This is a genomic window from Pelagicoccus enzymogenes (assembly GCF_014803405.1).
Classification (GTDB): Bacteria; Verrucomicrobiota; Verrucomicrobiia; order Opitutales; family Opitutaceae; genus Pelagicoccus; species Pelagicoccus enzymogenes.
In genome coordinates this window covers 646389-670535 of sequence record NZ_JACYFG010000051.1, presented here as the reverse complement: position 1 = coordinate 670535, position 24147 = coordinate 646389, and the positions used below count along the sequence as shown (strand labels likewise).

The window sequence follows — 24147 nt, the reverse complement described above, 5'->3', positions numbered from 1 at the left end:
CTAGAACAAGGTTCCTTGCCGCTTCAGAGCAAATCGTCGCGAGGCGGCTTTGGCCGGGAGCGAGCAGCTTGGCGCAAGGTCCCGCGGATCTCCTCGATTTCAATGGGCTTGAAGAGAAGTCGGTCAATCCCGCGGGCATCGCACTCCAGGCTGATCTCGTCATTTACGGTAGCGGAAATCGCTGCGACATAAGGAACGCAACCGTCCCGGTTTTTCTGCATTTCGAAGAGCATCGTGGCAGTCTCGAACCCGTCCAGGTCCGGCATGCGAATGTCCATGAATATCGCATCGTAATGGTTCTTCTCCGCAAGCTGCAGCGCCTCTTTGCCAGATTCCGCTTCATGCGGATCGTAGCCCAGCTTTCCTAAAGTCGCCATGAGAAAGCTGCGCACCAGCTGACTGTCTTCGACGACCAGCACCGCCAAGGGATATGCCTCCGCGAACCGGATCGACGCATCGCTCTCCAAGTCCCGCCTCTGGTCCTCCGCATCGTCGCGCTCCCTGCAAGTCACGGTGAAATGGAAATCCGATCCACGCCCCACCTCGCTCTCGACCCGAATGGTACCGCCCAACATCCGCACGAGGCGCTTGCAAATGGCCAGGCCAAGCCCAGCTCCCGCGTAGCGGCGGCTGTAGGAGGAATCGACCTGCGTGAAGGTGTCGAAAATCGAGTCGATATCCGACGATTCGATCCCAATCCCCGTGTCCGTCACGCGAAACTCGACGAGCTCCCCTTCCAGCTTGCGAGCATGGATCCTCACCTCGCCCTCAACCGTGAACTTCACCGCATTGCCGGCCAAGTTAATCAAGACCTGTCGCAAGCGACGCGCATCCGAAATCAACTCCCGCGGCATTCCCGAGTCGATATCCACCGCCAACTTGATCCCCTTCTCTCGAGCAGCATAGGACACGGCGCTCAGCACGCTAGAGATGAGATCGCGCGGGCTGAACGGCTCGTAGGACAACTCCAACCCGCCCGCCTCGATCTTGCTGATGTCCAAGACGTCGCCGATCAAAGTCAGTTGGCTCTCCGCGCACTCCCGCATCATGTTCAACAACTCCTGCGCCTGCTGCTTCTCGCAAAGCGTCGTCAGGAGATTTATCCCACCAATGATTCCGTTCATCGGGGTGCGAAACTCGTGGCTCATGACAGCCAGAAAATCGCTCTTAGCCTGGGAGGCAGCTTCCGCCTTTCGCTTGGCTTGCGACAGCTCCGCCATCAAACGATACCGCTCGATCGAGTGGTTGATGGTTCGCTCCAGGGCGATCGCGGTCAACTCGTTCTTGCTGAGGTAGTCCTGCACTCCCCTTTGCATCACCTGCACCGCAATCTCCTCGTTGTCCAAGGCGCTGAGGATTAGCAGGGGGCAATTGGTCCTCGCCTGCAAGGCGTCCAGCCAATCCATGTCCACCTCCGCCGAGAGGCCTAGGTCCAGCAAAAGCACCTCGTAACCCTTCCTCTCCAGAAGATCCAAGGCAACCTCGTGATCCGGCGCGAAGGTCAAGCTGAAGCGCTTCCGCAAACCGCGGGCGTCGAAGAGGCGTTCCAAAAAAACGCGATCAACCTCGCTTTCCTGAACAACAAGAATTCTCCGGAGCGAACCCTTCGGACCCAAAGTCCGAGCCTCGCTCCCCTCCCTTTCGTCTTCTGCTTCAACCATAACGAGAGCGGACATCTCCCAACTTCTCCAGCAAACCGCGGATCCAAACAGAACCCAAGTTTGTAATACTGAACACACACATTTTTTCACATTTCGCAAAACCCGCAGGGCGATAATTCAAGACTACCCCACCGCAAAAAAGACGCTTGCCTCGGGCCATCCCGCGCGAACGCCGCAAAGACTCTTCTCGCAATTGCTCTCCTCACGCAGTCAAATGCCCCCTTTCCGAGTATGAAGGATATGGCCCCCGAAATCGACACCGAGAAACTGCTCCGCGCAGCGCGCGACTGGTTTCTCAAAATCCCCGGCAGCGTAACCGCCTTCTCGGGCGGCGTCGACTCCGCCTTGGTGCTCTACCTCGCCCGCCAAAACCTCGGCAAGGAGAGGGCCATCGGCTGCATCTCAGACTCTCCAAGCCTCAAGCGGCGGGACCTGCAGGAGGCCAAGGACTTCTGTCGACGCTACGACATCCAGCTCGATATCATCCACACCCAAGAGATCGACGACGAAGCCTACTACTCCAATCCCTTCAACCGCTGCTACGCCTGCAAGAGCCATCTGTACCACGACCTCTCCGCCCTCCTGCAAAAATACCCGGGCTTCGTCGCCACCAACGGAACCAACTGCGACGATCTCGGCGACTATCGCCCCGGGCTGCAGGCCGCCTCCCAAGCCGCGGTACGATCCCCCCTCGCCGACTGCGGAATGGACAAGGCCGCCGTTCGGGCCCTCGCGAAAAGCTTGCAGCTCCCCAACTGGAACAAGCCGGCTAGCCCCTGCCTGAGCTCCCGCATCCCCTACGGCCAATCCGTAACCCGCGAGAAGCTCAACCGAATCGAGCTCGCCGAAAGCGTGCTCGCTCGCTACGGCTTCGAAGAAGCCCGCGTGCGCCACTACCAGAACGAGGCCCGCATCGAAGTCCCAAGCGAAAGCATTGCCCCCCTCAAGGCGCACATGCCTAAAATCGTGGAAACCTTCGCCGCTATCGGCTTCCCCCAAACGACTCTCGACCAGGAAGGCCTGGTCTCCGGAAAATTGAATCGCGCCCTTCCCAACGACACGAAATGAGCGAATCTTTCGAACTCGACTTCAACCGCTCCGAACGACTCGGCTTCCCCGAGGTCATCTACGGAGCCAGCAAATCGCTACCCGTTCTCATCGAGATCCTACAGAGCTACCAAAGCAAAGGCCTCAACGCATTGGCCACCAAGGTCCAGCCCGACAAGGGCGTAGCACTCAAATCTCAATTCGAGGGCAGCCTCTACGACGATATCTCCGGGGTCTTCGCCCTGCGGGAACCGAATGCCCCGGACTCCCCGAGCAACGAGGTCGCCCTGCTCTCCGCCGGAACCTCCGACGCCTTCGTAGTCAACGAGGCCTTCTACACCCTGCAGTTTCTCGGCTGCCACGCCGCCCGTTACAACGACATCGGCATCGCCGGGATCCATCGGCTCCTTTCCAAGGTCGACGAACTCAAGAAATACAAGGTCCTCATCGTGGTGGCCGGCTTCGAAGGAGCCCTGCCTACCGCGGTGGGCGGACTGCTTCCCCAACCCATTATCGCCGTGCCCGCCTCCGTCGGCTACGGCGTTTCCGAGAACGGAGCCGTCGCCCTCAACACCATGCTTTCCAGCTGCGCCAACGGTATCACCGTAGTCAATATCGACAATGGCTACGGGGCCGCCATGGCCGCCTACCGCATCCTGCAACGTACGGCATAAGCTCCCATGGCAAATACCCTCTACATCGAACCTTTTTCCGGCGTAGCCGGAGACATGCTGCTCAGCGCCCTATGCAGCCTTGCCGACGCCTTCGAGGAAATCCAAGCGCTTCCCTCCAAACTGCATTTGCCCGACGCCAAGGTAGAGGTCCAGTCCCTCAACAAAAACGGCATCGTCTGCAAGCATATCAACATTGTGGATACAGGAGCTGCCCCCACCGAAAGCCACTCTCACCACCACGGGGACGAGCATCACCACCACCATCACGGTCCTCACCGCCATCTAAGCGACATCGTTCAACTTATCGAAGCGGCTCACATTCCGCAGCGAGCCAAAGACATCGCCAAAGACATTTTTCAGATCATCGGCGAATCAGAATCCCGGATACACGACATCCCCATCGAGAAAATCCACTTCCACGAGGTCAGCGGAGTCGACTCCATCCTGGACATCGTAGGCTGCGCCCTGCTGCTGGACCGACTCGACATCAGCCAGTGCTACAGCGACCCCATCTGCCTCGGCTTCGGTTCCGTACACACCCAACATGGCTTGCTGCCCGTTCCCGCTCCCGCGACCGCCGATATTCTGAGAGGCCTGCCGAGCTACAAGGGCGAGGAGCAAGGCGAGCGCTGCACGCCTACCGGAGCCGCCATCCTCAAGTACCTCCAGCCACGATTCGAAACGCCGCCAACACCTGCCCGCCAAATCGCGTACGGCCCCGGCAAGAAGAACTTCAAGGCTGCTAACGTCGTGAGGGTTTCGCTGCTCGAGCAAGCGGCTCAAGAGGCGACGCGCACCTGGGTCATCGAAACCAATCTCGACGACTTCTCGGGAGAGTACCTCGGCGCCGACTTCCAGGACGGCCTGCTGCAAGCCGGCGCTCTAGACTTTCACCTTTGCTCCGTGCAGATGAAAAAGGGGCGGCCTGGCCTCCTGCTCAGCGCCTTGGCGCCTAGCGAAAGCAGAGACGCCGTGGCCGATTACATCTTGGAGAATACCAGCAGCATCGGCCTTCGCTACCATCTGACCGAGAGACGAGTCCTTAAACGAAGAAAGATTGCTATCGAAACCGACTACGGTACGCTTCTAGCTAAAGAATCTGAAACGCCTTCCGGAAAAAAAAAGACGAAGCTCGAATACGAGTCGCTCAAAGAACTCTCCCAAAAACACAAGCTTTCCATCCAAGAGCTGAAACGAACGATTGCCCGCTCCTGAGATTATCCTAAGACTCCTGACTCAAATGAAAAAGACGACCACGACCCTCGCCTCTCTCGCCATCGCAGCCTCCGCAGCTGCCCACAGCACTGCCATACCTCACACCCACTCAGGCTGGGAAATAAACTGGCAAACCGTGTTCACGGGCGTCGCCGCCCTCCTGGTTTCGGGCGTTGCGCTCGCAGCCTACCGCAACGCGAAGCGCCGCCAGAAGTAAGCGTTTCCAGAGAAGCAGCGGGGGATGCAAGTTCCTCCCAGTTTCCGCCACCCAAGTGCCCGTCGCTCGCCAAAGCTGCGGGCCTTTTCGTGCCCGCCTTTCTCCTTGGCACGTTCAGCTCTCCAAGCCGAGCACCTCGCGTTTCAGGCGCTGCGCCTCCGTCTTCGTTTCCTTTATCGTGAGGGGGATCTTGCGCCACGCCAACTCAACTTGGCTCCAAACCCCGCTCACGCACGCCATCTCCACGTCATCGGCCACGTCGCCCAAGCGATTTGCCCCAAAACTGCGGGAGCTCCCCTTCATGCTATGCGAATGCAAGCGCGCCTTATCGATGTCCGCCGTTTCCTCGATAGCCATGCGCAAGGCCTGGAAAGTATCGTCCAAGCCACTCAAATATTCGTCGACCAAGCTTCCGATCAAAACCCTGTCATCGCCAAACATACCCAAAAGCTCCTCCAGGTCGAAGAGTTCGGACTCGGCACTTGGCAATGAGACATCAGGCGTTTCAAGCCCGGGCCCGGCATGTTCTAGAGCCTCGGAGTTCTTTTCTTCCCTTGAAAATTCAATCGGATCGGCCTCGACCGCCCGCTGCTCCCCGTCTCCGAAAACCTGCTGTAGCTTTTCCGTCAGCACCTTTGGTCGAATAGGCTTGGCCAAGTAATCGTCCATGCCTGCCTTCAAACACTTATCGCGGTCGCCCGACATCGCATTCGCGGTCAACGCCACGATCTGGGAATCCCGGCAGAGCGTGCCATTCCTGCCGCTGCGGATGATCCCCGTCGTTTCGAATCCATCGAGCTCCGGCATCATGCAGTCCATGAAGATGATGTCGAACTTCGTCCGGCACGTCTCCTCCAGCGCTTCCCAGCCGCTGGACGCCAGGTGCGGATGGATGCCATGCCGCTTGAAGAGCTCCTCAGCGACCAAGCGATTCGCATCGTTGTCGTCGACCACCAAAATCTTCGCCTCGGGAAACTGCGGAAGGGCGTCCCCTTCGCGACGACGCTTTCGCTGCACGTTCTCCTCGTTCAGGATGGAATGAATGATACGGCGAGCCGAAGCAGGAGATGGCAGTAGGTGCACTCCAGCCACCGGCACGTCCAAGCTGGTTCGGCGAAGCGAGGGATCCGCCAACATGAGACTTCTGATCTTGATCTGCCCCAAACACGCCTTCCACGGCCCCAAACCCAGCGCCTCGTCAAACACCACGTCCGTAAACGAACGACCATCGAACTTTGCCTCCTCCAACAAGAGCTTGCTGTCCTCGAAATCCGCCGCCACGTCCGCTTCGATCGACGCTTCCCGCAACGCATACTGCAGGGAGTAAGCAAGGTCCGGCCGATCCGATACGATCAGGATACGCCGCTGCTCCAACTTCTCGCGCTGCGCCTTTCCCAACTGAAACCGAGGCCCTTCCGAACGAGCGAAGGGCATCCGTATCCAAAATTTGGATCCTACTCCAACTTCGCTCGAAAGGCCGATCGCGCCGTTCATCAATTCCACCAGGCGTTGACTGATCACCAATCCTAGTCCGGTCCCGCCGAACTTCCGCGAGGTCGACTCGTCCGCCTGCGAAAACGCCTTGAAGAGCTTTCGCTGAACATCTTCAGGTATCCCGATCCCCGTATCCCGAACCCAAAGATTCGCCACGAGCTCGTCCGCAGCCATTTCCAGCTCGACCCCGATTTCTATGGAACCTTGATCCGTAAACTTGATGGCATTGTTCACGAGGTTGGATAGAACTTGCTTCAGGCGATGGGAATCCCCCCTCACCGGAACGCTCAGTTTTCCATTGGCCAACACCACGATATCCAATCCCTTCTGGCTCGCATTCAAGGCAAACAATGTGGCCACCTCCTCCATCACTTCGATCAGGTCAAACGGGCTGTAGTCAATTTCTAGCTTGCCCGCCTCGATTTTGGAAAAATCCAAAATGTCGTTGATCAAGACCATCAAGGTTTCCGAGCAATTGGAAAGTGTATCCAAATAACGCCGTTGCACGTCGTCCAACTCCGTTTCCCTTAAAACAGTATTCATTCCGAGGATACCATTCATCGGAGTTCGAATCTCGTGGCTCATGTTGGCCAAGAACTTCGACTTCGCCTCTTCCGCCTCCTTGGCTTGCCGAGCAAACGCCTCGGCCCGCTCGATCTGCCGCTCGAGCGCGAGATTGGACTCCGTCAGCTCCTTGGTCCGCTCGCCTACCAGCTCGTGCATGCGATTGGAAAACTGCTGCAAGCTCTGCCCAAGGCTCTGCAACTCCGTTACTTCCGTGTTTCGGAACCGGATGCTCTTCGCCCCGCGAACCGCCCGATCCGCAGCCCGCGACAGAAGTATTATCGGCGTTGAAAGCCGACGAATCGTTTCTCGAATCGTACGCAAATAGAAGAGCACCAGCACCGCGAGGGTGAACAAGGAACCTGTTGCCGCCACCCACTTCATGCTGCGAATCGAAGCCTCCTGCTCATGCAGCACCGTCCTCGCTCTGCTCTCCAATCGTCGCAATGTATCCTCAAAGGCATTCGAAGCATCGTGAAAAACCCACTGCTTTCCGTCGTTCCCCGGAGCGCCGAGCGCCGCCTCCGCCGCCCTGACGTAGTCTCGAAAGGAGCTTTCAACCTCGCTCCAGTTGTAATCGCGAAGCGCTCGTCCGCTCTTCCCCATCTGCCCAATCACCTCCTCGCACTTCTCGAGGCGGCTTTCGACGAGGAAACCTAAATAGTCTGCGTCGCCGGAACTGTGGACGTCATGCAACAAACGTAGCTCCCGCGCATGATAAACGAACTCCGCAATCAACTGGCGATGCACCGACCCTTCTCCCGAAGTTTTTTGCTTCACGACCACCCCCCACGCCAAAGCCGAGATCGCGCTCATGGTGAGAATCACCACGACCAAGATCTTCAAAGACAATAGAGTTAGTAGCTTCGAGAGCGTCACAGGAGGGAGGGAAGATTTCGAAAAGCGTCCTACAGAGGCTCATAGACTAACTTCGTCCATATCTTCCGCAAATTCACAGGAGGATTAATGTATTTTTGACCGAGAACAGAGCTTGCAGCGCCCGCCTCGCCTCAAACACAGTCTATCCATGCTTCGAAAACTCCCGCAAATCCTCTGCTTCGCCACCCTTCCCTTCGCCTCCCTAAACCTCCGGGCCGACGACAAAATCGACCAGGTGCTCAGCGAGCTTCAAGCCCTGCGCCAACAGGTCGCCACCTTGGAAGCGCGAGTTGCTACGCTCGAGGCTACAAAGGCGATACCTGCCGGAGCCTTGGACGCCAGCGCTCCGGAAGCGCAACCTCGGGAACGCAAGAACCTCTTCGATCACATGCGGATCGAACTTCAGAAAGCCGAAGCCAGAGCCAGCGGACCATGGACCACCCCCGCTAACTGGAACGGCATCCAAAATGGCCTCACCGAGGACGAAGTGATAGAAATATTGGGAGAACCTACCGACCGGAAATTCTCGGTCCGTCGCGATACCGACGAGATCTTCTATTACCGCGGCGACTTGGAAGGCACCGGCGAACCCATCGAGGGCGAAATTCGCATCTACAAGGGCAAAGTCCGTCGCTTCACCCTGCCCGATTTCCCCACCGAATCCTAAAAGGACCACTCCAGCTGCGGCGAGGCGGGACGACGAAAATCCCGCACGTTCACGGCGGGTGGCTCGCTGTTCATTCCTTCCCGCTTCCGGCTGATGGAGAACAATTGCCGAATTTGCTCCGCGAAGATCCCTTGCCCAGAGAACCGCTCGCCAAATTCAGCGCGGTTCAGCTTGCCGCCCCGCAGTTCCCGCAGCCGACTTTCCACCTTGTTTCTCCGAGCCGGGAACTCCTGGTCCATCCAGTCGAAAAACACTTCCTTCACCCCGTGCGGCAATCGTAGCAAGACATAGCTCGCGTGACTCGCACCCGCTTCCTTCGCCGCCTTGAGAATAGAGGGGATCTCGTGATCGTTCAGCCCGGGGATCACTGGAGCCAACAAGATCCCCACCGGAACCCCTGCCTCGGCAAGCTGAGCAATTGCCTGCAAACGCCCCTGCGGAGAACTCGTGCGCGGCTCCATCACTCGAGCCAATTCCGCGTCTAAAGTGGTAAGGGAAATCGAAACGTGGCAGAGCTGGCGACGAGCCATATCTCCCAGCAAATCCAAGTCGCGCGTAAGCAAACGGTTCTTGGTAACGATCCCTACCGGATTGCGAAAATCCAACAGGACCTGCAAACAGCGCCGCGTGAGGGCAAGCCGACGCTCCACCGGCTGGTAAGGATCCGTAACCCCGCTCATGCCCACCAATTGCGGTTTCCACTTGGGCGCCGCAAGCGCCTGCTTCAGAAGCTCCGGGGCCTTCCGCTTGACTAGAATCTTGCTTTCGAAGTCGAGGCCCGCCGAAAAACCAAGGTATTCGTGGGTGGGACGCGCATAACAGTAGGCGCAACCGTGCTCACACCCTCGATATGGATTCAAGCTCGCGTCAAAGGGGATGTCCGGGCTGGAATTGTAGGTGATGATCGTTTCCGACAAATCGTCGTAAAATCGAGTTTTCTGCGCCGCCCCGCGCTCACGCTCCATGCCCTCCTCAGGAACGAACTCCAGCCCTTCGAAACGGTTCCTGGGATTCGACTTGGCTCCACGACCGGTCTGCCTCGATTTATCAGATCCCATAGTCCCAGCATGGCGTCCAACCGAAAGACCTCAACCTGAATCAAGCAAAAAGAAAACCGTACCCAATCTACGGATACGGTTTATTGTTCGATAAAAAGTTCTACGGTCTCTCTCTGCCGCTGGGCTCCAACAACTCGAATGACCTGAGCCATACGCCCGAAGAGCCGCTCGCCCTCAAGCCGTAGTCGATCTCCCGAGCGCTACTAGCCAGCCCTAACCTCAACTCCATGAAGCGAAGGTCCGAGCCCGCGTCCCTGACAATCGCGGTAGAGGTCCGATTTATGATGCGACCGTCCTCGTTCTTGACCGAAACCCAAAAATCCTGACCGGAGCTCCCAGCATCCACCTCGTAGGTCACGCGGGCAACCACTTCCCGCCCGGCAAAGCTGGACACATCAACTTCCTGCAGCCAGCTGCGAGGCTTGTTCAGCAGGGCCGAATCCAAAAGACGACCAATCTCGATGTCGTCAGCCCGGTCCTGCTCCTGTCCTGCGAGACGGAAGAAAGCCGAACCCGAAAAGCGGGTCAGCCCCAGCAAGCGCTCTGCCTCGTTCTCGACCTCTGCTTCTTCCGTGATCGAATAAACGAAGGAAGCGCCAAAGAGCCCGAGCCCGAGAATTGCGAAAATGGGAGCCGAACGGCGCGGGCTCGCGATCAAATGGATGCGATCGCGCAAGGCGCTGGCCTTGCGGTTGCCGAGCAGGCAAAGCGCTCCCGCAGGAGAAACCAGAGAGCCGCGGCACCGCTGCATCACCCGCAAGAGCGTCATGCCATAGTCGCGCACGGTGGTGATGCTGACCGTGTTGACCACATCCGCATCGCAGGCCTGCTCCATGGAAATCTTGAACTGACGGAAAACCAGCCAAACCAAAGGATTATACCAATGGATGAAGCAAACCAGCATCAGAAGGTGATGCAGGAACAAGTCTCCGCGCTTGTAATGGGTCAGCTCGTGCAGAAGAACGCAGCGGATCTCCTCGTCGCTCAACTCGTCAGCCAACACTTTGGGGATGACCACCCGCGGATTGAAGATACCAGCGATCCCCGGCGTCTTCACATCCCGCGAAACCAGCAGCGGCACGTTGGCGTGGATTCCGAAGCGACGTCGCGTATCCTTGAAAACTTCGTACAAACGCCCGGAGTTGATCCGCTCCGCGCGGTTGAAAAAGCGATGCAAGCGGATGGCGTTCGTCACCAGGCGTCCGATCAAGACCAAGATACCGATCGCCCAGAGCGATACCAAAGCGTTTTCCCAGGAGAAGCCCACCAAGGTGCTCTTGACCAATTCGTCCTGGGTGCGGAAGTCAGGGAGAAAGGTTTCGCCCCAGCCCGCCTCGACCACGCCACTGCGCAACACGCTCGTCCAAGTGGACGGCTGCAAATTCTCGCTCAGGTTGAAAATGCTGTGGCTGAACGGCAATGCGATGGGCAGGGAAAGCCGGATCACCAACAGAGCCCAAGCCCAACACAGCAATTTGGGTGAAAGCCAGCGCCTCAAGGCCGGTATGGCCAAAAGCATGAAAAAGCTCAGCAAGGCGAAGCGTACGGATGCGTCCCAGTAGGACCAAAAAAGATCTGCCATGTTATTTTGCCTTCCGGTCGAGAATAGCCCTTAGCTCATCCAGTTCATCGTCCGACAACTCTTCGTTCTCGATGAAATGGAGCATCATCGGGGCAACCTTGCCCCGGAACACTTTGCTAAGGAAATGACTTCCCTCGGTGCGGCGGCACTCCCCTTCGCTCAGAAGGCAGGAGTAAACGTTGGCGCGTCCTTCGCGCTGGGACTCGATAACGCCCTTCTGCTCCAATCGAGCCAAGAAAGTGTTAACGGTCTTTTGCTTCCACTGGTCATGGGGCAGCAGATCAAGCACTTCGGTAGCGGTCATCGGGGCGTGATCCCAGACTACCTTCATTACTTCCCATTCTGCGTCGGATATTTTGGGGCCTTTTTCCATAGCATTAAAAACGAGACCCCGAGAATAGACTACATTCGTAGTAAATAGTCAAGGTCCAGATAATATTTTGACGCCCTCACTTACGACCGATAACGCAAGCCCCTGCAATGCCAAAAACGCCGGCAAGCAGCCACCAGCTCGCCCCCATTTCCCCGTAGAGCCAAACGCCGCCGCTGGCGAGCAAGTTGCTCAGGGCCCAGGTCATGCCTCGCAAGCCGAAGTAACGTCCTCTGTAAGCCTCCGGAGCCAAGCCGCTGCTGTAGGCCATGCCGATGGGCAAGGCGATAATCTCCCCTACCGTAAAGACCACCATCGCCGCCACGAACCCAAACAGGGTTTCGGCCAGGGAAAATAGGCCGCAACCGATACCGATCAAGGCGTAGCCGCACATCAAGACCCGTTTAGGGCCCAGACGCTTGAGCCATTGCACGGCGGGAATTTCGATCAGCATGATAATGGCCCCGTTCAAGCCCATCAGCAACCCGTAGCTGGCGGGCGCTAAGCCGCGGTCGGCAGCGAAAATGGCGAGCAAGGTGAAGATCTGGGAAAAAGAAATTCCCATGAGCAGGACCGCCATCAAAAAACGGCGAAAAGCGAGGTTGCGGCTCGCATCAGCCACAGCCGTCACCCAGTTGGCGAGCACGCTACTCCACGAAGCGTTGCCTTCGATGGTCCGCAACCCGTGCGGCAAATAGAAAAACGCCAAGCCTGCGAAGGCAAAGGTCGTCAAGGCATCGCCCAGGAATATCAGGATCGGCGCCTTCAAGTACAGAAAGCCCGCCAATGCTGGACCCGCCGCGAAACCGGCATTGATCGCCAAGCGAAACAAGGCGAAAGCCATTACCCGCTTCTCCTCCGGAACCAGGTCCGTCAACAAGGCGCTCGCTGGGGCGCCAAACACGAACACTGTAAAGCCGTAGAACGCTCCTAGCGCCAGCAACAAGATGTAGTTGTCGATGAAATACAGCCCAAGCAGCGAGCTTCCGCTCGAGAGCAGGGAGAGGACGATGGTATTGCGGCGCCCAATCGCGTCCGCCAAGTAGCCACCGGCAACCGGCCCCAAGAAGTGCCCTGCCCCAAGCGCTGCCATGACGCCCGCAATCTCGGACATCTCGAACGACTTGTCCTTCAGGAACAAGCCGAAGAATGGAAACACGAAAGCACCGAGACGATTCAGGAATTGTCCCAGCACCAACACGAATACGGGCCGAGGCAAGGAACGGATCTCGATCGTCAGTTCCTTCAGAGAATGGATGGCAGAGTTCATTTTAGGTCATGGTAGCGAGCGATTTGCACAAACAAAAAGCCCCTGCTGGCTTCGAGAGCAGCAGGGGCTTTTAGACAATGGTCAGATAACGATTCCGTATCTACATTTTGAATAAACCTTCCCTGCCGCAGCGCGTCGCATGACGATTCCAGTCCAGACCGGAGGTGGAAACGGAGAGCGCAAGCAAAGACGAACGGAGCATAGCGCATGCTTCGGTCTTCTTCGCTTGAGCTGTCGGCAGTTTAGACATTCGAGCAAGCAGCCAATCTACAGCCTCGCAAAGGGCAAGCCTAGAACGCAAATGCGGTCAGCAAGCCCAAGGCAATGAAGACGAAGGCAGATGCGACCGAAACGCTGCGAGACGGCACAGCCTTCATCAAACGCTTCGCCAAAGATCCTGAAACCAAGGCCCAAGAGCTATCCCCCAACCAACCGATAAGCACAAAGCTAACGCCCAATATCAATAGCTGCAAACTCAACTCGCCGCGTTCCGGATCCACAAATTGCGGCAAGAAAGCCAAGAGAAAAAGTATCACCTTGGGATTGAGCAGAGCGACTAGGATCCCCTTGCGAAAGTCCGATCCCCGGGAGACTCGCGGATCCAAGGCCCCATCCTTTTCGCCTTTCGCTCTCGTCAGCAACGCGCGCGCTCCCAAGGAGACAAGGTAAGCGGCCCCCGCGTAACGAATTCCAGCCAAGGCCCAATCGCTCGCCACGATCAAAGCCGAAACGCCAAAGGCCGCCGCCACTGCGTGGATCAAATTTCCCAGGCCAATGCCAGCCGCCGTAACCAGGCCTGTCTTGCGGCCGGAAGCCAAGGTCCTTGCCACGATAAACGCCACCGCCGGGCCCGGAATCGCCACCAAGGCCAAGGAGGCTGCGATGAATACATACCATTGAGATGCATCGAACACCCTTTGCTCTTCTGCTCAAAGGCTCGAAACAAGCCAGCCCAATCGTCCCCGACAGTGCAACGACTACCGCTCGCCCCCCCTTTGCGACCGTTCGCCCAAAACGGCCTGCTCGACGCACTGTACAGTCGAGAGTACGAAAACCCAAGCTGCTGCCCAACGCGAAATGATGAGGCAAGGCTCCCAAAACGATGCCCAGCTCCGCCAAATGCTGAGCATGATGGTCACCTCTCCCGACAATATCGAGTGCGCCCTAGCCATGTCCGCTTCCAGCCATGCGCCCACCGTAGCCCAAGCCATGTACGAACTCAACACCGTCAACCTGAGGGAATCCGTATCCAAAATCTCTACACCAACCACCGTAATCGGAGCATGGTATGGGTATTCCCAATTCGGAGCCACCCAAGAGAGCGTCGACGCGACCTTCCACCAACAATACCAGAAGCACCCGAACTACCGACTCGTCATGAGCGAGAAGGGAAAGCACTTCATCATGTAGGACGATCCCGAGTTCTTTTACCAAGAACTGGATACGCTGCTGGACCAAAAGCCCTTGCGGACCCTCAATATTTCCACCAGTCCACCGCCACCGTGCGTACCACTTCCACAACTACGTTGGCCACCAGCTTGATCGGATACGTAATTATTTTAGCCATGGTCGGCGGGCTAGTCGTGTCCTCGACGGCTTCCACAAATACGCCTTCAACCGTTCGAGCCTGAGCTTTCGCGGTCGCTTGCTGAATCGAATGATACCCCTTGTACAGGCTGTAGGCAGCCCTAACGGAGCGCGTGGAGATCTTTTCCTTGGGAGCAAAGGCGCCCCGCTTCGCGCCCGGACGGGTAGGCGCGAAACGCTGGCTTCGCGGCACGGTTCCAGACGAAGAGGCTTGAACCTGCTGCCGAGGGACTTGCGAATAGGAGCGAACCGTTGGCTGGGGGCGGACAGCAGGAGCATATTGGTACGCCTGCGGCGCGGGCTGCGGCCTCGCGTACTGCTGCTGCTGAGAGGAGCTGCCCTGCTGCTGGTACCTTTGGTAGGAAGGCGGCTCTCCGGGGCGGCGCGGAAGGTATCGCCCATCAGGCAAACCGTCCGCTCGGCCTTCAAACGAGAAACAGGCTATCGCCAGACACATCCAAAACACTCGCAGCAACATAGCCCTCCACGCTGCAAGCAACTCAGGTTGCTGCAAGTCGATTCCCTAAACCTTGGATCCGCAACAACATGAAACACCTGCCGATTCTAGTCCTTTGCCTTCTTCTTCCGATCGCTTTCTTGATGGAAAAACCTTTCGGTGGCTTCATCGCTCCCATCATCGTTTGCATCCTTCTCTTTAACCGCCCATCCCAGAACTGCCACGACTGAGGCAAGTCCCGCCCATGCCCCCTCTTCCTAAGCCGAAACTGAGCTACTGACTCCTCCAGACTTTTGCCTGGGGCGTGTATGGAACGATCGGATACATCTCGAACCGCGGTTTCATTCCAGATATTCCAGCTAGCAGCACCGCGGGCGTCGCCTACTCCGGAGCGGCTATCCTATTCCTGTTAACCCACCTGCTTCGCAACCACTCGCTCAAGGCTGGGTGGGCGCGGCTCTCCTTCGGCAAGCTGATCCTCCGGCTCGCCGCCGCGACCTTGCTCATTTCGACGCTCAGCTAGCTGATGGTGTCGCTGATCATGTTCTGGCCCTTCGACCTCTTTTCGGAAGAACGGCCGTACAGCCCATTCTTCCTGCTGATCTACATCTTTCAGACCCAGATCATCCTCATGCTCTGGTCCATGGCCTACTTCAGCTATCAAGCTATCCGCAACTACAAGTCCGAAGAAATCGAAAAATGGCGCCTGCAGGCTGCCGTGAAAGACGCGGAGACGATTTCCATCGCTCAGGAACCCGAAACCGTACGCGACTACCTTGACCTCGAGAGCATCCACATGGAGAGCCGGCTCGCCTACTCCATCGATTCGACCCCCGAGCTAGACGACTGCCAAATCCCTCCCATGGCCATCCAGCTCCTGGCAGAGAACGCCATCAAGCACAGCCTTTCCAAACGCCCGCAGGGAGGGAGCGTCGACATCGCCATCTACGAGCGCCACGGCTTGCTCCACATAGACGTGCGCAACCCTAGCGCCCGCGCCCCCTCAGATCCCTCCTCTACCGGGGTCGGACTGAAGAACATCCGCGATCGCCTGCAACTTCTCTGCGGACCTCAAGCGGAGCTCACTCTCGAGCAAAACAAAACCCACGTCATCTCCCGCATTCGCATCCCTAGGGCAGATCGCTCAAATGGCTTGAAAAGCACGGTCAATGCTGCAACTCCACTTTTATGATTAAAAGCCCCCTTCCCCAAATCGCCACACTCGCTCTCGCGCTCGCCGCTTCCTGTTCCGCTCAAGACGAGGGACTCACGCGCTACGAACAATCGCAAAAGTCCGAGCAATGGGAGCCTAAGCCAGAGATCGTCGACACCCATTCCGGTATTCCGTCGGACGCCATCGTGCTATTCGACGGTTCCAACCTCGACGCGTGGGAGCTGGACAATCCGGAGGCCAAGCCTTGGAAGATCGAAGACGGCGCCTTCACAGTCATACCTCAAAAACCCGCATCCGGCATCCATACGAAACAAGCCTTTGGCGACGTCCAACTGCACTTGGAGTTCCGCTCCCCCACCGACATCGAAGGACACGACGGCCAAGACCGCGGCAACTCTGGCATCTTCTTCATGGGACGTTACGAGATTCAGGTCCTCGACTCCTACCAGAACGAGACCTACGTCAACGGACAGCTCGGTTCAATCTACAAGCAATACCCACCACTCGCCAATCCCGCTCGCAAGCCGGGCGAGTGGCAAACGTACGACGTGATATTCATCGCGCCTCGCTTCCACGAGGACGGCTCCCTCAAGTCCCCAGCCCGCATGACAGCCATCCTCAACGGGGTGCTCGTGCAATACGACGCCGTACTCTACGGCCCCACCCAATGGATCGGCTTCCCTGAGTACACAGCCCACGCCGAGAAGCTTCCCCTCTCCCTGCAAGATCATCAACACTTCGTTTCGTATCGCAATATTTGGATACGCGAGCTTGACGGTGACGAGATTCAAAACCGCACAGTCCATCCCGGCTTGAAGAAAAGCTGGTAAGCGAGGCATGCTTTCCATGCGAGCTCTCATCATCGAAGATTCCCGTCTCGCCAGAAGAGAGCTCGCCCATCTCCTCGAAGCATTCCCCAACATCGAGCCTCTCGGAGAAGCTGAAACCGCAGAGCAAGCGCAATCGGCAAGCTCGCGTCCACTTGGCCTGCCGACACCAGCGACTCAAAGAACAAATCGACCCAACCCCTTGCTTCCGATTCCCAAGTATTCGTAAAGGACGGCGATCGTTGCTGGTTCGTAAAGCTCATCGACATAAGACTCTTCGAGGTCGAAGGAAGCTACACCCGTATCCACTTTTCGGATCAAAAGCCCATGATCCCAAAATCGCTCAACCAACTGGAATCAAGGCTCGACCCCAGCATATTCTTCCGGGGCAAACCGCCAACAAATCGTCAATCTCAACGCCATCCGAGACATTGAGCCATGGTTCTCCGGTGGCCTGAAACTTACGCTCACCGACAGCCAAGAGATCGAAGTCTCCCGCCGCCAAGCCACCCGGTTCAAAGAGCTTACCAGCCTCTAGGTCGCACGTCGCCTTGGACTATTTCGACTAATTCCAGAGCGAAGCCTCCGGGCTCCTTTCCTTCAGACGAGACGCATCCGGCGTCGAATCCTGACGCTTTGCGGCCTGTCTTTGCACCTTGGATCCAATGCCGCCAGCCGACTCCGCTTGCTCTCCGTTCACGACGCTTCGCAGCGACTCGATCGCTCGCTGCAAGGTCGTAACCTGTCCCGACATTTCGACCGCCGCCGAGGCGAGCTCCTCGCTGCTCGAAGCGGAGCTTTGCGTCACGCGATCGATATCCGTCACCGCTGTGCTCACTTGTTCAATGCCCATGGACTGACGGGCCGAGCTTTTTTGCAAGGATTCCAGCAAGTCGTCGATGCTGTGCACCTGCTTGGTTATCGATTCCAAATCCGAGTTTACCGCCGTGGAAATTTTATCGCCTCTCGAGCTCGCTTCCACCGAACGCTGGATACGCAACGCAGAGTCCTGGGCAGCTGAAGAAGCTCTCATCGCCAATTGACGCACCTCGTCCGCAACCACCGAAAATCCAGCGCCGGCTTCGCCAGCCCGCGCCGCTTCCACCGCTGCGTTCAGAGCCAGGATGTTGGTCTGGAAGGCGATCTCCTCGATCGTTTTAATGATGTTAGAAATCTCCGCTCCCGATTCCGCGATGCTTCCCATCGCGCCACGCAACTCTTGCATCCGCTCGAAAACCTTGTCCGCTCCCTTGCGCGTTTCCTGAGCAACTTCGACCGCTTGGTTCGTATTGGAAAGGTTGTCCTGAATCGCAGTCGATATCTCCACCAGAGAAGCATTGGTTTCTTCAAGAGCAGACGCTTGACGCGAAGCCCCATCCGCAAGGCTCACGCTCGAATCCGTGACTTCCTTGGACGCGCCGACAGCTGCGTGGGTAGAGTTGGCAATTTCAGAGATCGCCGACTCGATGGGAGCGACAACTTTGGTGCGCAGAAGGCGAAATGCGATGTATCCAAAAATCAGACACATCGGAAGCACCCACATCAATACGTTGCCAAAACTGGCCAGAACCGCATCGTAAATCGGCTCCGTGCTGGATTTCAGGATAAATGCTCCGTGCACCTCCCCTTCCTTCCATCCCTCCATGGCAAAGCCAAGGACATCCTTGCCGTCGCCGGTCGGACTCGTGCTCGGGTCACCGTGACAATAGAGGCAACTCTTCTCCAGCACCACCGGCCTCGCATAAACCATCAGCCCGTTGTCCGTGTCGTTCTCGAAATATTCCGAAGCGCCCGAGCTCTCTAGGTAGCTAAGAATCTTTGCCTCATCCTCGCTTGGCTCATTGCGAGGGTTACGGGCATCGAACTTCGGCGTACGCAAACTCACGCCCTCCTCCGCCGCAATGCTTTCGATGGTCTGCCACGAAGCGACAACTGGAATGGTACGATAAAAAGTCGTATTTCGATAGTCGCTCTCTTGCCGCAATTCGCCTACCAGCTTCTCGCGGTCAAACGCCTTCATCCGCACCAAGTCCGACATGTGGTCCTTCACCGCTTCCGCCTGATGCAGGATCGACTTCATGCGATCCCTCCCCATGTCGAGTCCCTGGCTCTCGATTGACCGATACATGACTGCGAGCGAGGTACCGACAACAAGTCCGACTAGAACGGTGCCGCCTAGGAGAATTTTCGAAGTGAGTTTCATTGGGTGACTGAGATGAGTGGGTGAAGTACGGTGGCCAGCGATGGGAACACGTAGATAAGCGAGGAAGGCTCCAGCCGCCCAGGTAAGGCAATAGGCTGGATTAATTCACCTACTCATCGTCTAAGGCTTTGATGGAAATGAGAGTTCGACTGCGTTCATACAATCTTTTGACAGAACTACTCAAGAGGACCGGGGTAAACTCCTCAAAGCTCACTAGAACAAACATCCTAAGTCCCAATTACCTTCCCTAGTTGAAGCGGATATTGGAACGCCCCCGGCAACAAAAACCGTCCGCTATTTCACCGACACAGTTTTGCTTAAGTCCGCTCTTCCATGCCCCGTGGCAAGGGTGCCCGAAATTCCATCATGGTTCCGGACTTGGGATGCGGTATCCACAATCTCGATGCATGCAAAGCCAGTCGCCCAATGGGATTGCTCTGGGCCCCATACTTGGCGTCTCCCGCTACCGGATGCCCGATCGCGGCCAATTGAGCCCTAATCTGGTTTTTCTTACCGGTCTTGAGCTGGACGCTCAGCAGACTATGCGACCCTCGTTCATCCAGCACGCGATAACTCAAACTCGCTCTCACGCTGGACTTAACCTGGGAAGAATGAGCATGCATGACCAGGCGCTCGTCTTCCCTCAAGTAATGGGTCAAAGTACCACTCTTGCGTTCCGGCACCCCTTCGACCAAGGCATGGTACTGCTTTTTGGCATCCGCCCAATGTTTCGTCACCTTCGCCTGGTAAGTCTCGCTCTTCACCAAGACCAGCACGCCGGAGGTGTACAAGTCTAGACGGTGAACGATGTAAGCGCGCTCCCGCGTCTCTTTCAAAGCGGCGTTCACCAGGCTCAGTACGTTGCGCGTCTTCTCGTGCTTGCTGGGTACCGTAAGCAGCCCGTTTGGCTTCACGATCACGAGCAACGCCCCGTCTTCATAGAGAACCTGAAAAGGCAAAACACGCCGCGGCGCCACCCTCTCCGCTCGAACCTCGATCCGATCCCCCGGCCCAACCTGCACGTCATGCCGCGTAACCGATTGCCCATTCACATGAACATGGCCACTATACAGCAACTCCTTCACGCGGGTACGCTTGGAGTCCTGCAACACGATGAACAGATGAGCCAGCAAACCAGTCGATTCGCTGGGGCTGGGCAAAACGCGATTTGCCATACAGTCTTTTAAGCGAATCCATTGCTCCTTCCGAAACCACTTGTCGACAGCAAAAATCAAGGGAACTTCCATCCCTTCTACCCGCGTAAGGGAAGGCTCAAGGAAAGGTTCTAATCCCGAGCCTTGATCCGCACGTCACCGTCGATCGTCTTCAAAGAAATCGGTGGACCGCCATCGCCAATCGTCCCCGTCACATTCACTCCCACGAACTTGCGCCAACCGCCGCTCGATCCTTGCGAGCGATACTCGAGGTCGCAGTCGAACTTGCCATCGATTGTAGACACCGAAAAGTTTGCGTCCAAGTCTCGCTCCACGACAAGCAAGACATCCCCATCCACCGTCGCCAGCGACAATGGATTGACGAGCGGCCGGTCAGTTAACTCCACCCTCACGTGCCCGTCGACCGAGTTGGCTACGATGCCGCCACTCACCTCTCGCAGCAGCACGTCTCCGTCTACCGCGTTAACTTCGATCTCCCCAGAAATGTCGTCCACGCGCACGTCGCCATCCACCGCCCGCAGCCTCAAGAAAGAGCCAGTGGGCACTACCGCTACGATGTTCGACTTCTCCAGCTGATCGAAGAGCTTCAGCTTGACCAAGCCTTGGTCGAGATCGACATCCAGGCGCGCCTTGTTGCGTCGCGAGTCCTCAGGATCGAAACGATCGATGGTCAGCTCGATGCTCTCTCGCTCCTCTCCTCGCACCGTGATATTGCCGTCAGTCAAGCTGGCGATGAAAAGCACTTCGCAATCGGGCTTCAAATCGACAACCGTTACCGGTTCCGCAATCCACAACGGCTCCGCTTCGAGGCCGAGCCAACCTACGACCAACGCAACCATAGCCGCTACGCGCAGCCTCATGCTTGATGTGTTTCTTGCATCCATATATCAAATACTCTGATTGTTTTCCTCCCAAAAGGCGCGCACCCGTGGTTCCATATTCATTTTTCCGATACGCTCGACGAGAACGGAGTCGGAGCCGTCCCCCACCAGATTGAGCACCTGCCGTAGGATCTCGATCTGCACGATAGGCGACCCCTCGCTTTCCATGCGCTCCAAAAGGACCGCAAGCGCTTCCTCACGCGGAAGCGCTCGCAAAGCCGTCACCGCAGCGAGGCGAACGTTCAAATTCGAGTCGCTATCGAAAGTCCGCACCACCGACTCGCGTAAACGGGAGCTGGGTTGGTCGATCTTCGATACTGTTGCAAGGCCAGCCAATCGCTTGGGAGCCGAGGACTGCTCCAGCAAGGAAAGGGCAAGCGTCTCCTGCGTTTGCCTCAGCTCCGCCTGCAGCTGATCCGTTCGTGCCATGAAAGACTGAGCGACGAACCCGGCGAAGACCATAGCTGCCGCCACACCTGCTACCAAACCGTAACGGAAGAAGGCGCTCCAAGACGATGCAGCTCCTCTTCTCTCGAGAGGCTCCGAACTGCCATTACGCAGGGCGGCGTCCCACCCGGAACGATAGGCGTCAATCTTGTCTTGAAAATCGGATACAAGTTCCCGGTTTTGCTCCGGCGTCTCCCCTAGGTCCGCAAGCTCGTCCCAGAGCACGGCCATTTGCAGCTTCTCTTCGTCCATGCCCTCGGGCGAACGTGCTTCCCTCGAGCCGCTCTGCAAACGGTCGATAAACGCTTCCATCTCCTCTTCCTTCATAACGCCGGTTCCCCTCCTAATTCCACAAAAACATCTTTCAAGTCCTTCAGGGCGCGAAACAAGCGCACCTTCAATGCTCCCACGCTGCAGCCCAACATCCGGGCGATCTCAGCTTGCGGCAGTTCTTCGAATCGGCAGAGCACGATCACTTCCCGCTTTTCCAGCGGTAGCTGCGACAAAGCCGTTCTAAGCAATTCCGCCCGGTCCGAGCGTTCGACCTCGCCGCTCACGTCGCTGGCCGAGCGAGCTCGCAACTCAGCCTCCTCGCTGGAACGATCGTCAAAGATCCTTCCCGCTCGCGTCGTCTTCCTTCCATGGTCGTTCATCACGTTTCTCGCTATCTGGTACATCCACGCCCTGAACGAGCGCCGCGGATCGTAGCTTTTTCGGTAGCGCAGAATCCTCCAAAACGTCTCCTGAGCCAGGTCCTCGCTCAATTGGGCCTGCCCGCTCAACCTTCGAAAAAAGCCGAGCAAGGGCTGATGGTACTTCTCGAACAGAACCGCAATTCCATCGAGATCCCCCAGCTTTGCCGCCGTCATCAGCCTGTCGTCTTCCGCTACGTCCACATTGCTCGTTTCGAAGGGGTTACTGGCTCGATGCCCGGAGGTTACAGACCTCAGCCACTTTTCCAAAAAAGAGCCCTAAGCCAGGTCGCAGGCTGCTTTCGCCTTTTCGCAGAAGGCAAGCTCCTTGGCCGAAAGCGCCCTCTCCTTCCAAGCGATCCCCACCACCAAGCACTCCGCTTCCTCCGCAAGCTCCAGCAGGGTCACCCGCCCTCCCGCCACGCAGGACAAAGATTCCGTCACGATCGCAACCCCCATGCCGGCCTCCACCGCTGCAACAAGACTGCTCACGCTCTCATGCTCCTCCGCCAAGCGAAGCTTTTTGCCTCCCGAGCGGAAAATACGCCCAAGGAGATTCCCGTATTCCGGATACTCCTGCAGGTTGAAGCCTACCAAGGTTTCCTTCTTCAGCTGCGACAAGGCGACTTTACCCGCGCCCGCCAACTCGTGCTCGTTGCCCACCGCAAGCCTCAAGCCTTCCTCCTTCAGAGCTACGAAACGAAAGCCAACCGAGCTCCGCACCTCGCTGTCCAGCATGAAAGCGAAATCCAGCTCACCGTTACGCAAACCAGCCACCATCTCCTCGGATGACAAATCGTGCAGCTTCACCCTCACCTTCGGGAAGGACGCTTGAAACGCCCGGATCGTCGGAGGCAAAATCTTCACCGTGAGCGACGGGGCGTAGCCCACGTGCAGTTCCCCTCCCTCACCCTCAGCCGCCTCTCGCGCCACCGCGATTCCCTTTTCCAGCCGCTTCAAGACCTCGCTCGCCTCGTCCAAGAAAACACGCCCTGCCTCCGTCAGCGATATCGACTTGGCGCTGCGCTCCAGCAAGGAAAAGCCCAGCTCCTCCTCCAAATCCCTCACCTGGCGGCTCAAGGCCGGCTGCGACACGTGCAGCTTCTCCGCCGCCCGCGTTACGTTCTCCTCCAACGCCACCTCAATAAAATAACGCAAATGCCTCAGCTCCATAACCTGAATTCCAACTTCCGATAAAGACCACCCAAGCATGCGCAGAAGTTATGCTCAGGCAAGAATCATAGTCTTTCACAAAACCGGCCTCCACGTGGCATACTGCATCCATGACACAGATACGCAGATCAAACGAACGCGGCCACGCCAATCACGGCTGGCTGGAATCCTACCACACTTTCAGCTTCGCCAACTACTACGATCCCGAGTGGATGGGCTACCGCAGCCTTCGCGTCATCAACGACGACATCGTCATGCCGGGCAAAGGCTTCGGCACCCATCCTCACCAGGATATGGAAATCATTACCTACGTTCTCAGCGGACAGCTCGAACACAAGGACTCCATGGGCAACGGCCGCGTCATCCAACCGGGCGACTTCCAATACATGGCAGCCGGCACCGGTATCATGCACAGCGAGTTCAACCCCTCCAGCGACGAGGCCGTACACCTGCTGCAAATTTGGATACAGCCCAACAAAAACGGAGTCACGCCACGCTATGCCGAACGACAGATGGCCGATGCCGCAGCAGGCCAATGGCACCTTGCCGCCAGCAAGTCAGGACGCGACGATTCCATGGCGATCCACCAAGACGCCGACCTCTCGCTCGCCCGACTCGATCCGTCGCAGGAAATCGAATACCAACTCGCCGCAGATCGACACGCCTGGCTGCACTTGGCCGAAGGCAAGATCGAACTGAACGGCCAAAGCCTCGAAGCAGGCGACGCCGCCTACCTGAGCGGCCCCGAAACGCTGCAGCTCAAGGCCAACAACAGCAGCCAAGTCCTCCTCTTCGATCTCAAGTAGGAGCGACCTTGGTCGCCAAAAACATCC

General features: G+C 57.4%; 27 protein-coding genes. 13 read left to right on the top strand and 14 right to left on the bottom strand.

All coding sequences use genetic code 11. The features are described from left to right. Window positions 1-23: 23 nt before the first annotated feature. Entirely contained in the window at window positions 24-1661 is a 1638-nt protein-coding gene (locus IEN85_RS21635; protein ID WP_191619183.1) for a hybrid sensor histidine kinase/response regulator, read from the bottom strand. A 231-nt stretch (window positions 1662-1892) separates the two neighbouring features. Between IEN85_RS21635 and larE the strand changes: the two genes are divergently transcribed. Genes larE through IEN85_RS21615 form a run of 4 tightly spaced genes read left to right on the top strand, consistent with a single transcriptional unit; the run spans window position 1893 to window position 4814 of the window. Next, window positions 1893-2729, top strand: coding sequence for an ATP-dependent sacrificial sulfur transferase LarE (larE, locus tag IEN85_RS21630; protein WP_224772772.1), 837 nt, complete (start codon window positions 1893-1895; stop codon window positions 2727-2729). Further along, window positions 2726-3382, top strand: a complete 657-nt coding sequence (larB, locus tag IEN85_RS21625; protein ID WP_191619182.1) for a nickel pincer cofactor biosynthesis protein LarB — start codon at window positions 2726-2728, stop codon at window positions 3380-3382. The genes larE and larB overlap by 4 nt, the downstream gene beginning before the upstream one ends. A gap of 6 nt (window positions 3383-3388) precedes the next feature. Then, window positions 3389-4597, top strand: coding sequence for a nickel pincer cofactor biosynthesis protein LarC (larC, locus tag IEN85_RS21620; RefSeq protein ID WP_191619181.1), 1209 nt, complete (start codon window positions 3389-3391; stop codon window positions 4595-4597). A 25-nt stretch (window positions 4598-4622) separates the two neighbouring features. Then, window positions 4623-4814 (top strand): hypothetical protein, encoded by a 192-nt coding sequence (locus tag IEN85_RS21615; RefSeq protein WP_191619180.1) that lies wholly within the window; start codon window positions 4623-4625, stop codon window positions 4812-4814. 114 nt (window positions 4815-4928) lie between these two features. On the opposite strand, the gene IEN85_RS21610 is transcribed toward IEN85_RS21615, so the two are convergent. Then, window positions 4929-7718, bottom strand: a complete 2790-nt coding sequence (locus IEN85_RS21610; protein WP_191619179.1) for a hybrid sensor histidine kinase/response regulator — start codon at window positions 7716-7718, stop codon at window positions 4929-4931. Window positions 7719-7899: 181 nt separating this feature from the next. Between IEN85_RS21610 and IEN85_RS21605 the strand changes: the two genes are divergently transcribed. Next, the gene (locus IEN85_RS21605) at window positions 7900-8418 is read left to right on the top strand and encodes a hypothetical protein (protein ID WP_191619178.1); all 519 of its coding nucleotides are present in this window, start codon (window positions 7900-7902) and stop codon (window positions 8416-8418) included. Here the strand turns inward: IEN85_RS21605 and IEN85_RS21600 are convergent. The 5 genes from IEN85_RS21600 to IEN85_RS21580 form a co-directional block, all read right to left on the bottom strand. Continuing rightward, window positions 8415-9476, bottom strand: a complete 1062-nt coding sequence (locus IEN85_RS21600; protein ID WP_191619177.1) for a PA0069 family radical SAM protein — start codon at window positions 9474-9476, stop codon at window positions 8415-8417. The two genes, IEN85_RS21605 and IEN85_RS21600, sit on opposite strands and share 4 nt — an antisense overlap. A gap of 100 nt (window positions 9477-9576) precedes the next feature. After that, complete coding sequence (locus IEN85_RS21595) at window positions 9577-11058, bottom strand: M56 family metallopeptidase (RefSeq protein WP_191619176.1); 1482 nt, start codon at window positions 11056-11058, stop codon at window positions 9577-9579. A 1-nt stretch (window position 11059) separates the two neighbouring features. Further along, a complete protein-coding gene (locus IEN85_RS21590) occupies window positions 11060-11431 on the bottom strand; it encodes a BlaI/MecI/CopY family transcriptional regulator (RefSeq protein ID WP_191619175.1) in 372 nt (123 codons plus the stop codon). A gap of 76 nt (window positions 11432-11507) precedes the next feature. After that, the gene (locus IEN85_RS21585) at window positions 11508-12698 is read right to left on the bottom strand and encodes an MFS transporter (RefSeq protein ID WP_191619174.1); all 1191 of its coding nucleotides are present in this window, start codon (window positions 12696-12698) and stop codon (window positions 11508-11510) included. Between the two features lie 290 nt (window positions 12699-12988). Further along, window positions 12989-13612 (bottom strand): LysE family translocator, encoded by a 624-nt coding sequence (locus IEN85_RS21580; protein WP_191619173.1) that lies wholly within the window; start codon window positions 13610-13612, stop codon window positions 12989-12991. Window positions 13613-13775: 163 nt separating this feature from the next. On the opposite strand from IEN85_RS21580, the gene IEN85_RS21575 reads away from it, so the two are divergent. Beyond that, window positions 13776-14108: a hypothetical protein gene (locus tag IEN85_RS21575; protein ID WP_191619172.1), complete on the top strand. Its 333-nt coding sequence runs from the start codon at window positions 13776-13778 to the stop codon at window positions 14106-14108. 64 nt (window positions 14109-14172) lie between these two features. On the opposite strand, the gene IEN85_RS21570 is transcribed toward IEN85_RS21575, so the two are convergent. Then, a complete protein-coding gene (locus tag IEN85_RS21570) occupies window positions 14173-14478 on the bottom strand; it encodes a hypothetical protein (RefSeq protein WP_191619171.1) in 306 nt (101 codons plus the stop codon). 353 nt (window positions 14479-14831) lie between these two features. Here IEN85_RS21570 and IEN85_RS21565 point away from each other — a divergent pair, with 353 nt between their 5' ends. From IEN85_RS21565 to IEN85_RS25045, 6 genes are all read left to right on the top strand, one after another. After that, window positions 14832-14972, top strand: coding sequence for a hypothetical protein (locus tag IEN85_RS21565; protein WP_191619170.1), 141 nt, complete (start codon window positions 14832-14834; stop codon window positions 14970-14972). A gap of 74 nt (window positions 14973-15046) precedes the next feature. Further along, window positions 15047-15265, top strand: a complete 219-nt coding sequence (locus tag IEN85_RS21560; protein WP_191619169.1) for a hypothetical protein — start codon at window positions 15047-15049, stop codon at window positions 15263-15265. A gap of 3 nt (window positions 15266-15268) precedes the next feature. Then, window positions 15269-15934 (top strand): sensor histidine kinase, encoded by a 666-nt coding sequence (locus IEN85_RS21555; protein WP_191619168.1) that lies wholly within the window; start codon window positions 15269-15271, stop codon window positions 15932-15934. Further along, window positions 15931-16746, top strand: a complete 816-nt coding sequence (locus IEN85_RS21550) for a 3-keto-disaccharide hydrolase (protein WP_191619167.1) — start codon at window positions 15931-15933, stop codon at window positions 16744-16746. Before IEN85_RS21555 ends, IEN85_RS21550 begins: the two co-directional genes overlap by 4 nt. 132 nt (window positions 16747-16878) lie before the next feature. Continuing rightward, a complete protein-coding gene (locus IEN85_RS25050; protein WP_345785980.1) occupies window positions 16879-17178 on the top strand; it encodes a LytR/AlgR family response regulator transcription factor in 300 nt (99 codons plus the stop codon). Then, on the top strand, window positions 17147-17281 hold the full coding sequence (locus tag IEN85_RS25045) for a LytTR family DNA-binding domain-containing protein (RefSeq protein WP_425503180.1): 135 nt from the start codon (window positions 17147-17149) through the stop codon (window positions 17279-17281). The genes IEN85_RS25050 and IEN85_RS25045 overlap by 32 nt, the downstream gene beginning before the upstream one ends. Before the next feature lie 27 nt (window positions 17282-17308). Here the strand turns inward: IEN85_RS25045 and IEN85_RS21540 are convergent, their stop codons facing one another. The 6 genes from IEN85_RS21540 to IEN85_RS21515 all read right to left on the bottom strand — a co-directional run bounded on the left by IEN85_RS21540 (window position 17309) and on the right by IEN85_RS21515 (window position 23353). After that, on the bottom strand, window positions 17309-18946 hold the full coding sequence (locus IEN85_RS21540) for a methyl-accepting chemotaxis protein (protein ID WP_191619166.1): 1638 nt from the start codon (window positions 18944-18946) through the stop codon (window positions 17309-17311). Window positions 18947-19263: 317 nt separating this feature from the next. Then, a complete protein-coding gene (locus tag IEN85_RS21535; RefSeq protein WP_191619165.1) occupies window positions 19264-20121 on the bottom strand; it encodes an RluA family pseudouridine synthase in 858 nt (285 codons plus the stop codon). Window positions 20122-20231: 110 nt separating this feature from the next. Then, a complete protein-coding gene (locus tag IEN85_RS21530) occupies window positions 20232-20981 on the bottom strand; it encodes a DUF4097 family beta strand repeat-containing protein (protein WP_224772770.1) in 750 nt (249 codons plus the stop codon). A gap of 27 nt (window positions 20982-21008) precedes the next feature. After that, complete coding sequence (locus IEN85_RS21525) at window positions 21009-21776, bottom strand: HEAT repeat domain-containing protein (protein WP_191619163.1); 768 nt, start codon at window positions 21774-21776, stop codon at window positions 21009-21011. Beyond that, window positions 21773-22345 (bottom strand): RNA polymerase sigma factor, encoded by a 573-nt coding sequence (locus tag IEN85_RS21520; RefSeq protein WP_191619162.1) that lies wholly within the window; start codon window positions 22343-22345, stop codon window positions 21773-21775. Before IEN85_RS21520 ends, IEN85_RS21525 begins: the two co-directional genes overlap by 4 nt. Window positions 22346-22420: 75 nt before the next feature. After that, entirely contained in the window at window positions 22421-23353 is a 933-nt protein-coding gene (locus tag IEN85_RS21515; RefSeq protein WP_224772768.1) for a LysR family transcriptional regulator, read from the bottom strand. Between the two features lie 71 nt (window positions 23354-23424). On the opposite strand from IEN85_RS21515, the gene IEN85_RS21510 reads away from it, so the two are divergent. Then, entirely contained in the window at window positions 23425-24120 is a 696-nt protein-coding gene (locus IEN85_RS21510) for a pirin family protein (protein ID WP_191619160.1), read from the top strand. Window positions 24121-24147: the final 27 nt, after the last annotated feature.

What these genes read in the sequence shown, in the direction of transcription:
- IEN85_RS21635 (WP_191619183.1), bottom strand. Translation starts at nt 1,661, where the DNA reads ATGGTTGAAGCAGAAGACGAAAGGGAGGGGAGCGAGGCTCGGACTTTG.
- larE (WP_224772772.1), top strand. Translation starts at nt 1,893, where the DNA reads ATGAAGGATATGGCCCCCGAAATCGACACCGAGAAACTGCTCCGCGCA.
- larB (WP_191619182.1), top strand. Translation starts at nt 2,726, where the DNA reads ATGAGCGAATCTTTCGAACTCGACTTCAACCGCTCCGAACGACTCGGC.
- larC (WP_191619181.1), top strand. Translation starts at nt 3,389, where the DNA reads ATGGCAAATACCCTCTACATCGAACCTTTTTCCGGCGTAGCCGGAGAC.
- IEN85_RS21615 (WP_191619180.1), top strand. Translation starts at nt 4,623, where the DNA reads ATGAAAAAGACGACCACGACCCTCGCCTCTCTCGCCATCGCAGCCTCC.
- IEN85_RS21605 (WP_191619178.1), top strand. Translation starts at nt 7,900, where the DNA reads ATGCTTCGAAAACTCCCGCAAATCCTCTGCTTCGCCACCCTTCCCTTC.
- IEN85_RS21600 (WP_191619177.1), bottom strand. Translation starts at nt 9,476, where the DNA reads ATGGGATCTGATAAATCGAGGCAGACCGGTCGTGGAGCCAAGTCGAAT.
- IEN85_RS21595 (WP_191619176.1), bottom strand. Translation starts at nt 11,058, where the DNA reads ATGGCAGATCTTTTTTGGTCCTACTGGGACGCATCCGTACGCTTCGCC.
- IEN85_RS21590 (WP_191619175.1), bottom strand. Translation starts at nt 11,431, where the DNA reads ATGGAAAAAGGCCCCAAAATATCCGACGCAGAATGGGAAGTAATGAAG.
- IEN85_RS21585 (WP_191619174.1), bottom strand. Translation starts at nt 12,698, where the DNA reads ATGAACTCTGCCATCCATTCTCTGAAGGAACTGACGATCGAGATCCGT.
- IEN85_RS21575 (WP_191619172.1), top strand. Translation starts at nt 13,776, where the DNA reads ATGATGAGGCAAGGCTCCCAAAACGATGCCCAGCTCCGCCAAATGCTG.
- IEN85_RS21565 (WP_191619170.1), top strand. Translation starts at nt 14,832, where the DNA reads ATGAAACACCTGCCGATTCTAGTCCTTTGCCTTCTTCTTCCGATCGCT.
- IEN85_RS21555 (WP_191619168.1), top strand. Translation starts at nt 15,269, where the DNA reads ATGGTGTCGCTGATCATGTTCTGGCCCTTCGACCTCTTTTCGGAAGAA.
- IEN85_RS21550 (WP_191619167.1), top strand. Translation starts at nt 15,931, where the DNA reads ATGATTAAAAGCCCCCTTCCCCAAATCGCCACACTCGCTCTCGCGCTC.
- IEN85_RS21540 (WP_191619166.1), bottom strand. Translation starts at nt 18,946, where the DNA reads ATGAAACTCACTTCGAAAATTCTCCTAGGCGGCACCGTTCTAGTCGGA.
- IEN85_RS21535 (WP_191619165.1), bottom strand. Translation starts at nt 20,121, where the DNA reads ATGGCAAATCGCGTTTTGCCCAGCCCCAGCGAATCGACTGGTTTGCTG.
- IEN85_RS21530 (WP_224772770.1), bottom strand. Translation starts at nt 20,981, where the DNA reads ATGAGGCTGCGCGTAGCGGCTATGGTTGCGTTGGTCGTAGGTTGGCTC.
- IEN85_RS21525 (WP_191619163.1), bottom strand. Translation starts at nt 21,776, where the DNA reads ATGAAGGAAGAGGAGATGGAAGCGTTTATCGACCGTTTGCAGAGCGGC.
- IEN85_RS21515 (WP_224772768.1), bottom strand. Translation starts at nt 23,353, where the DNA reads ATGCTTGGGTGGTCTTTATCGGAAGTTGGAATTCAGGTTATGGAGCTG.
- IEN85_RS21510 (WP_191619160.1), top strand. Translation starts at nt 23,425, where the DNA reads ATGACACAGATACGCAGATCAAACGAACGCGGCCACGCCAATCACGGC.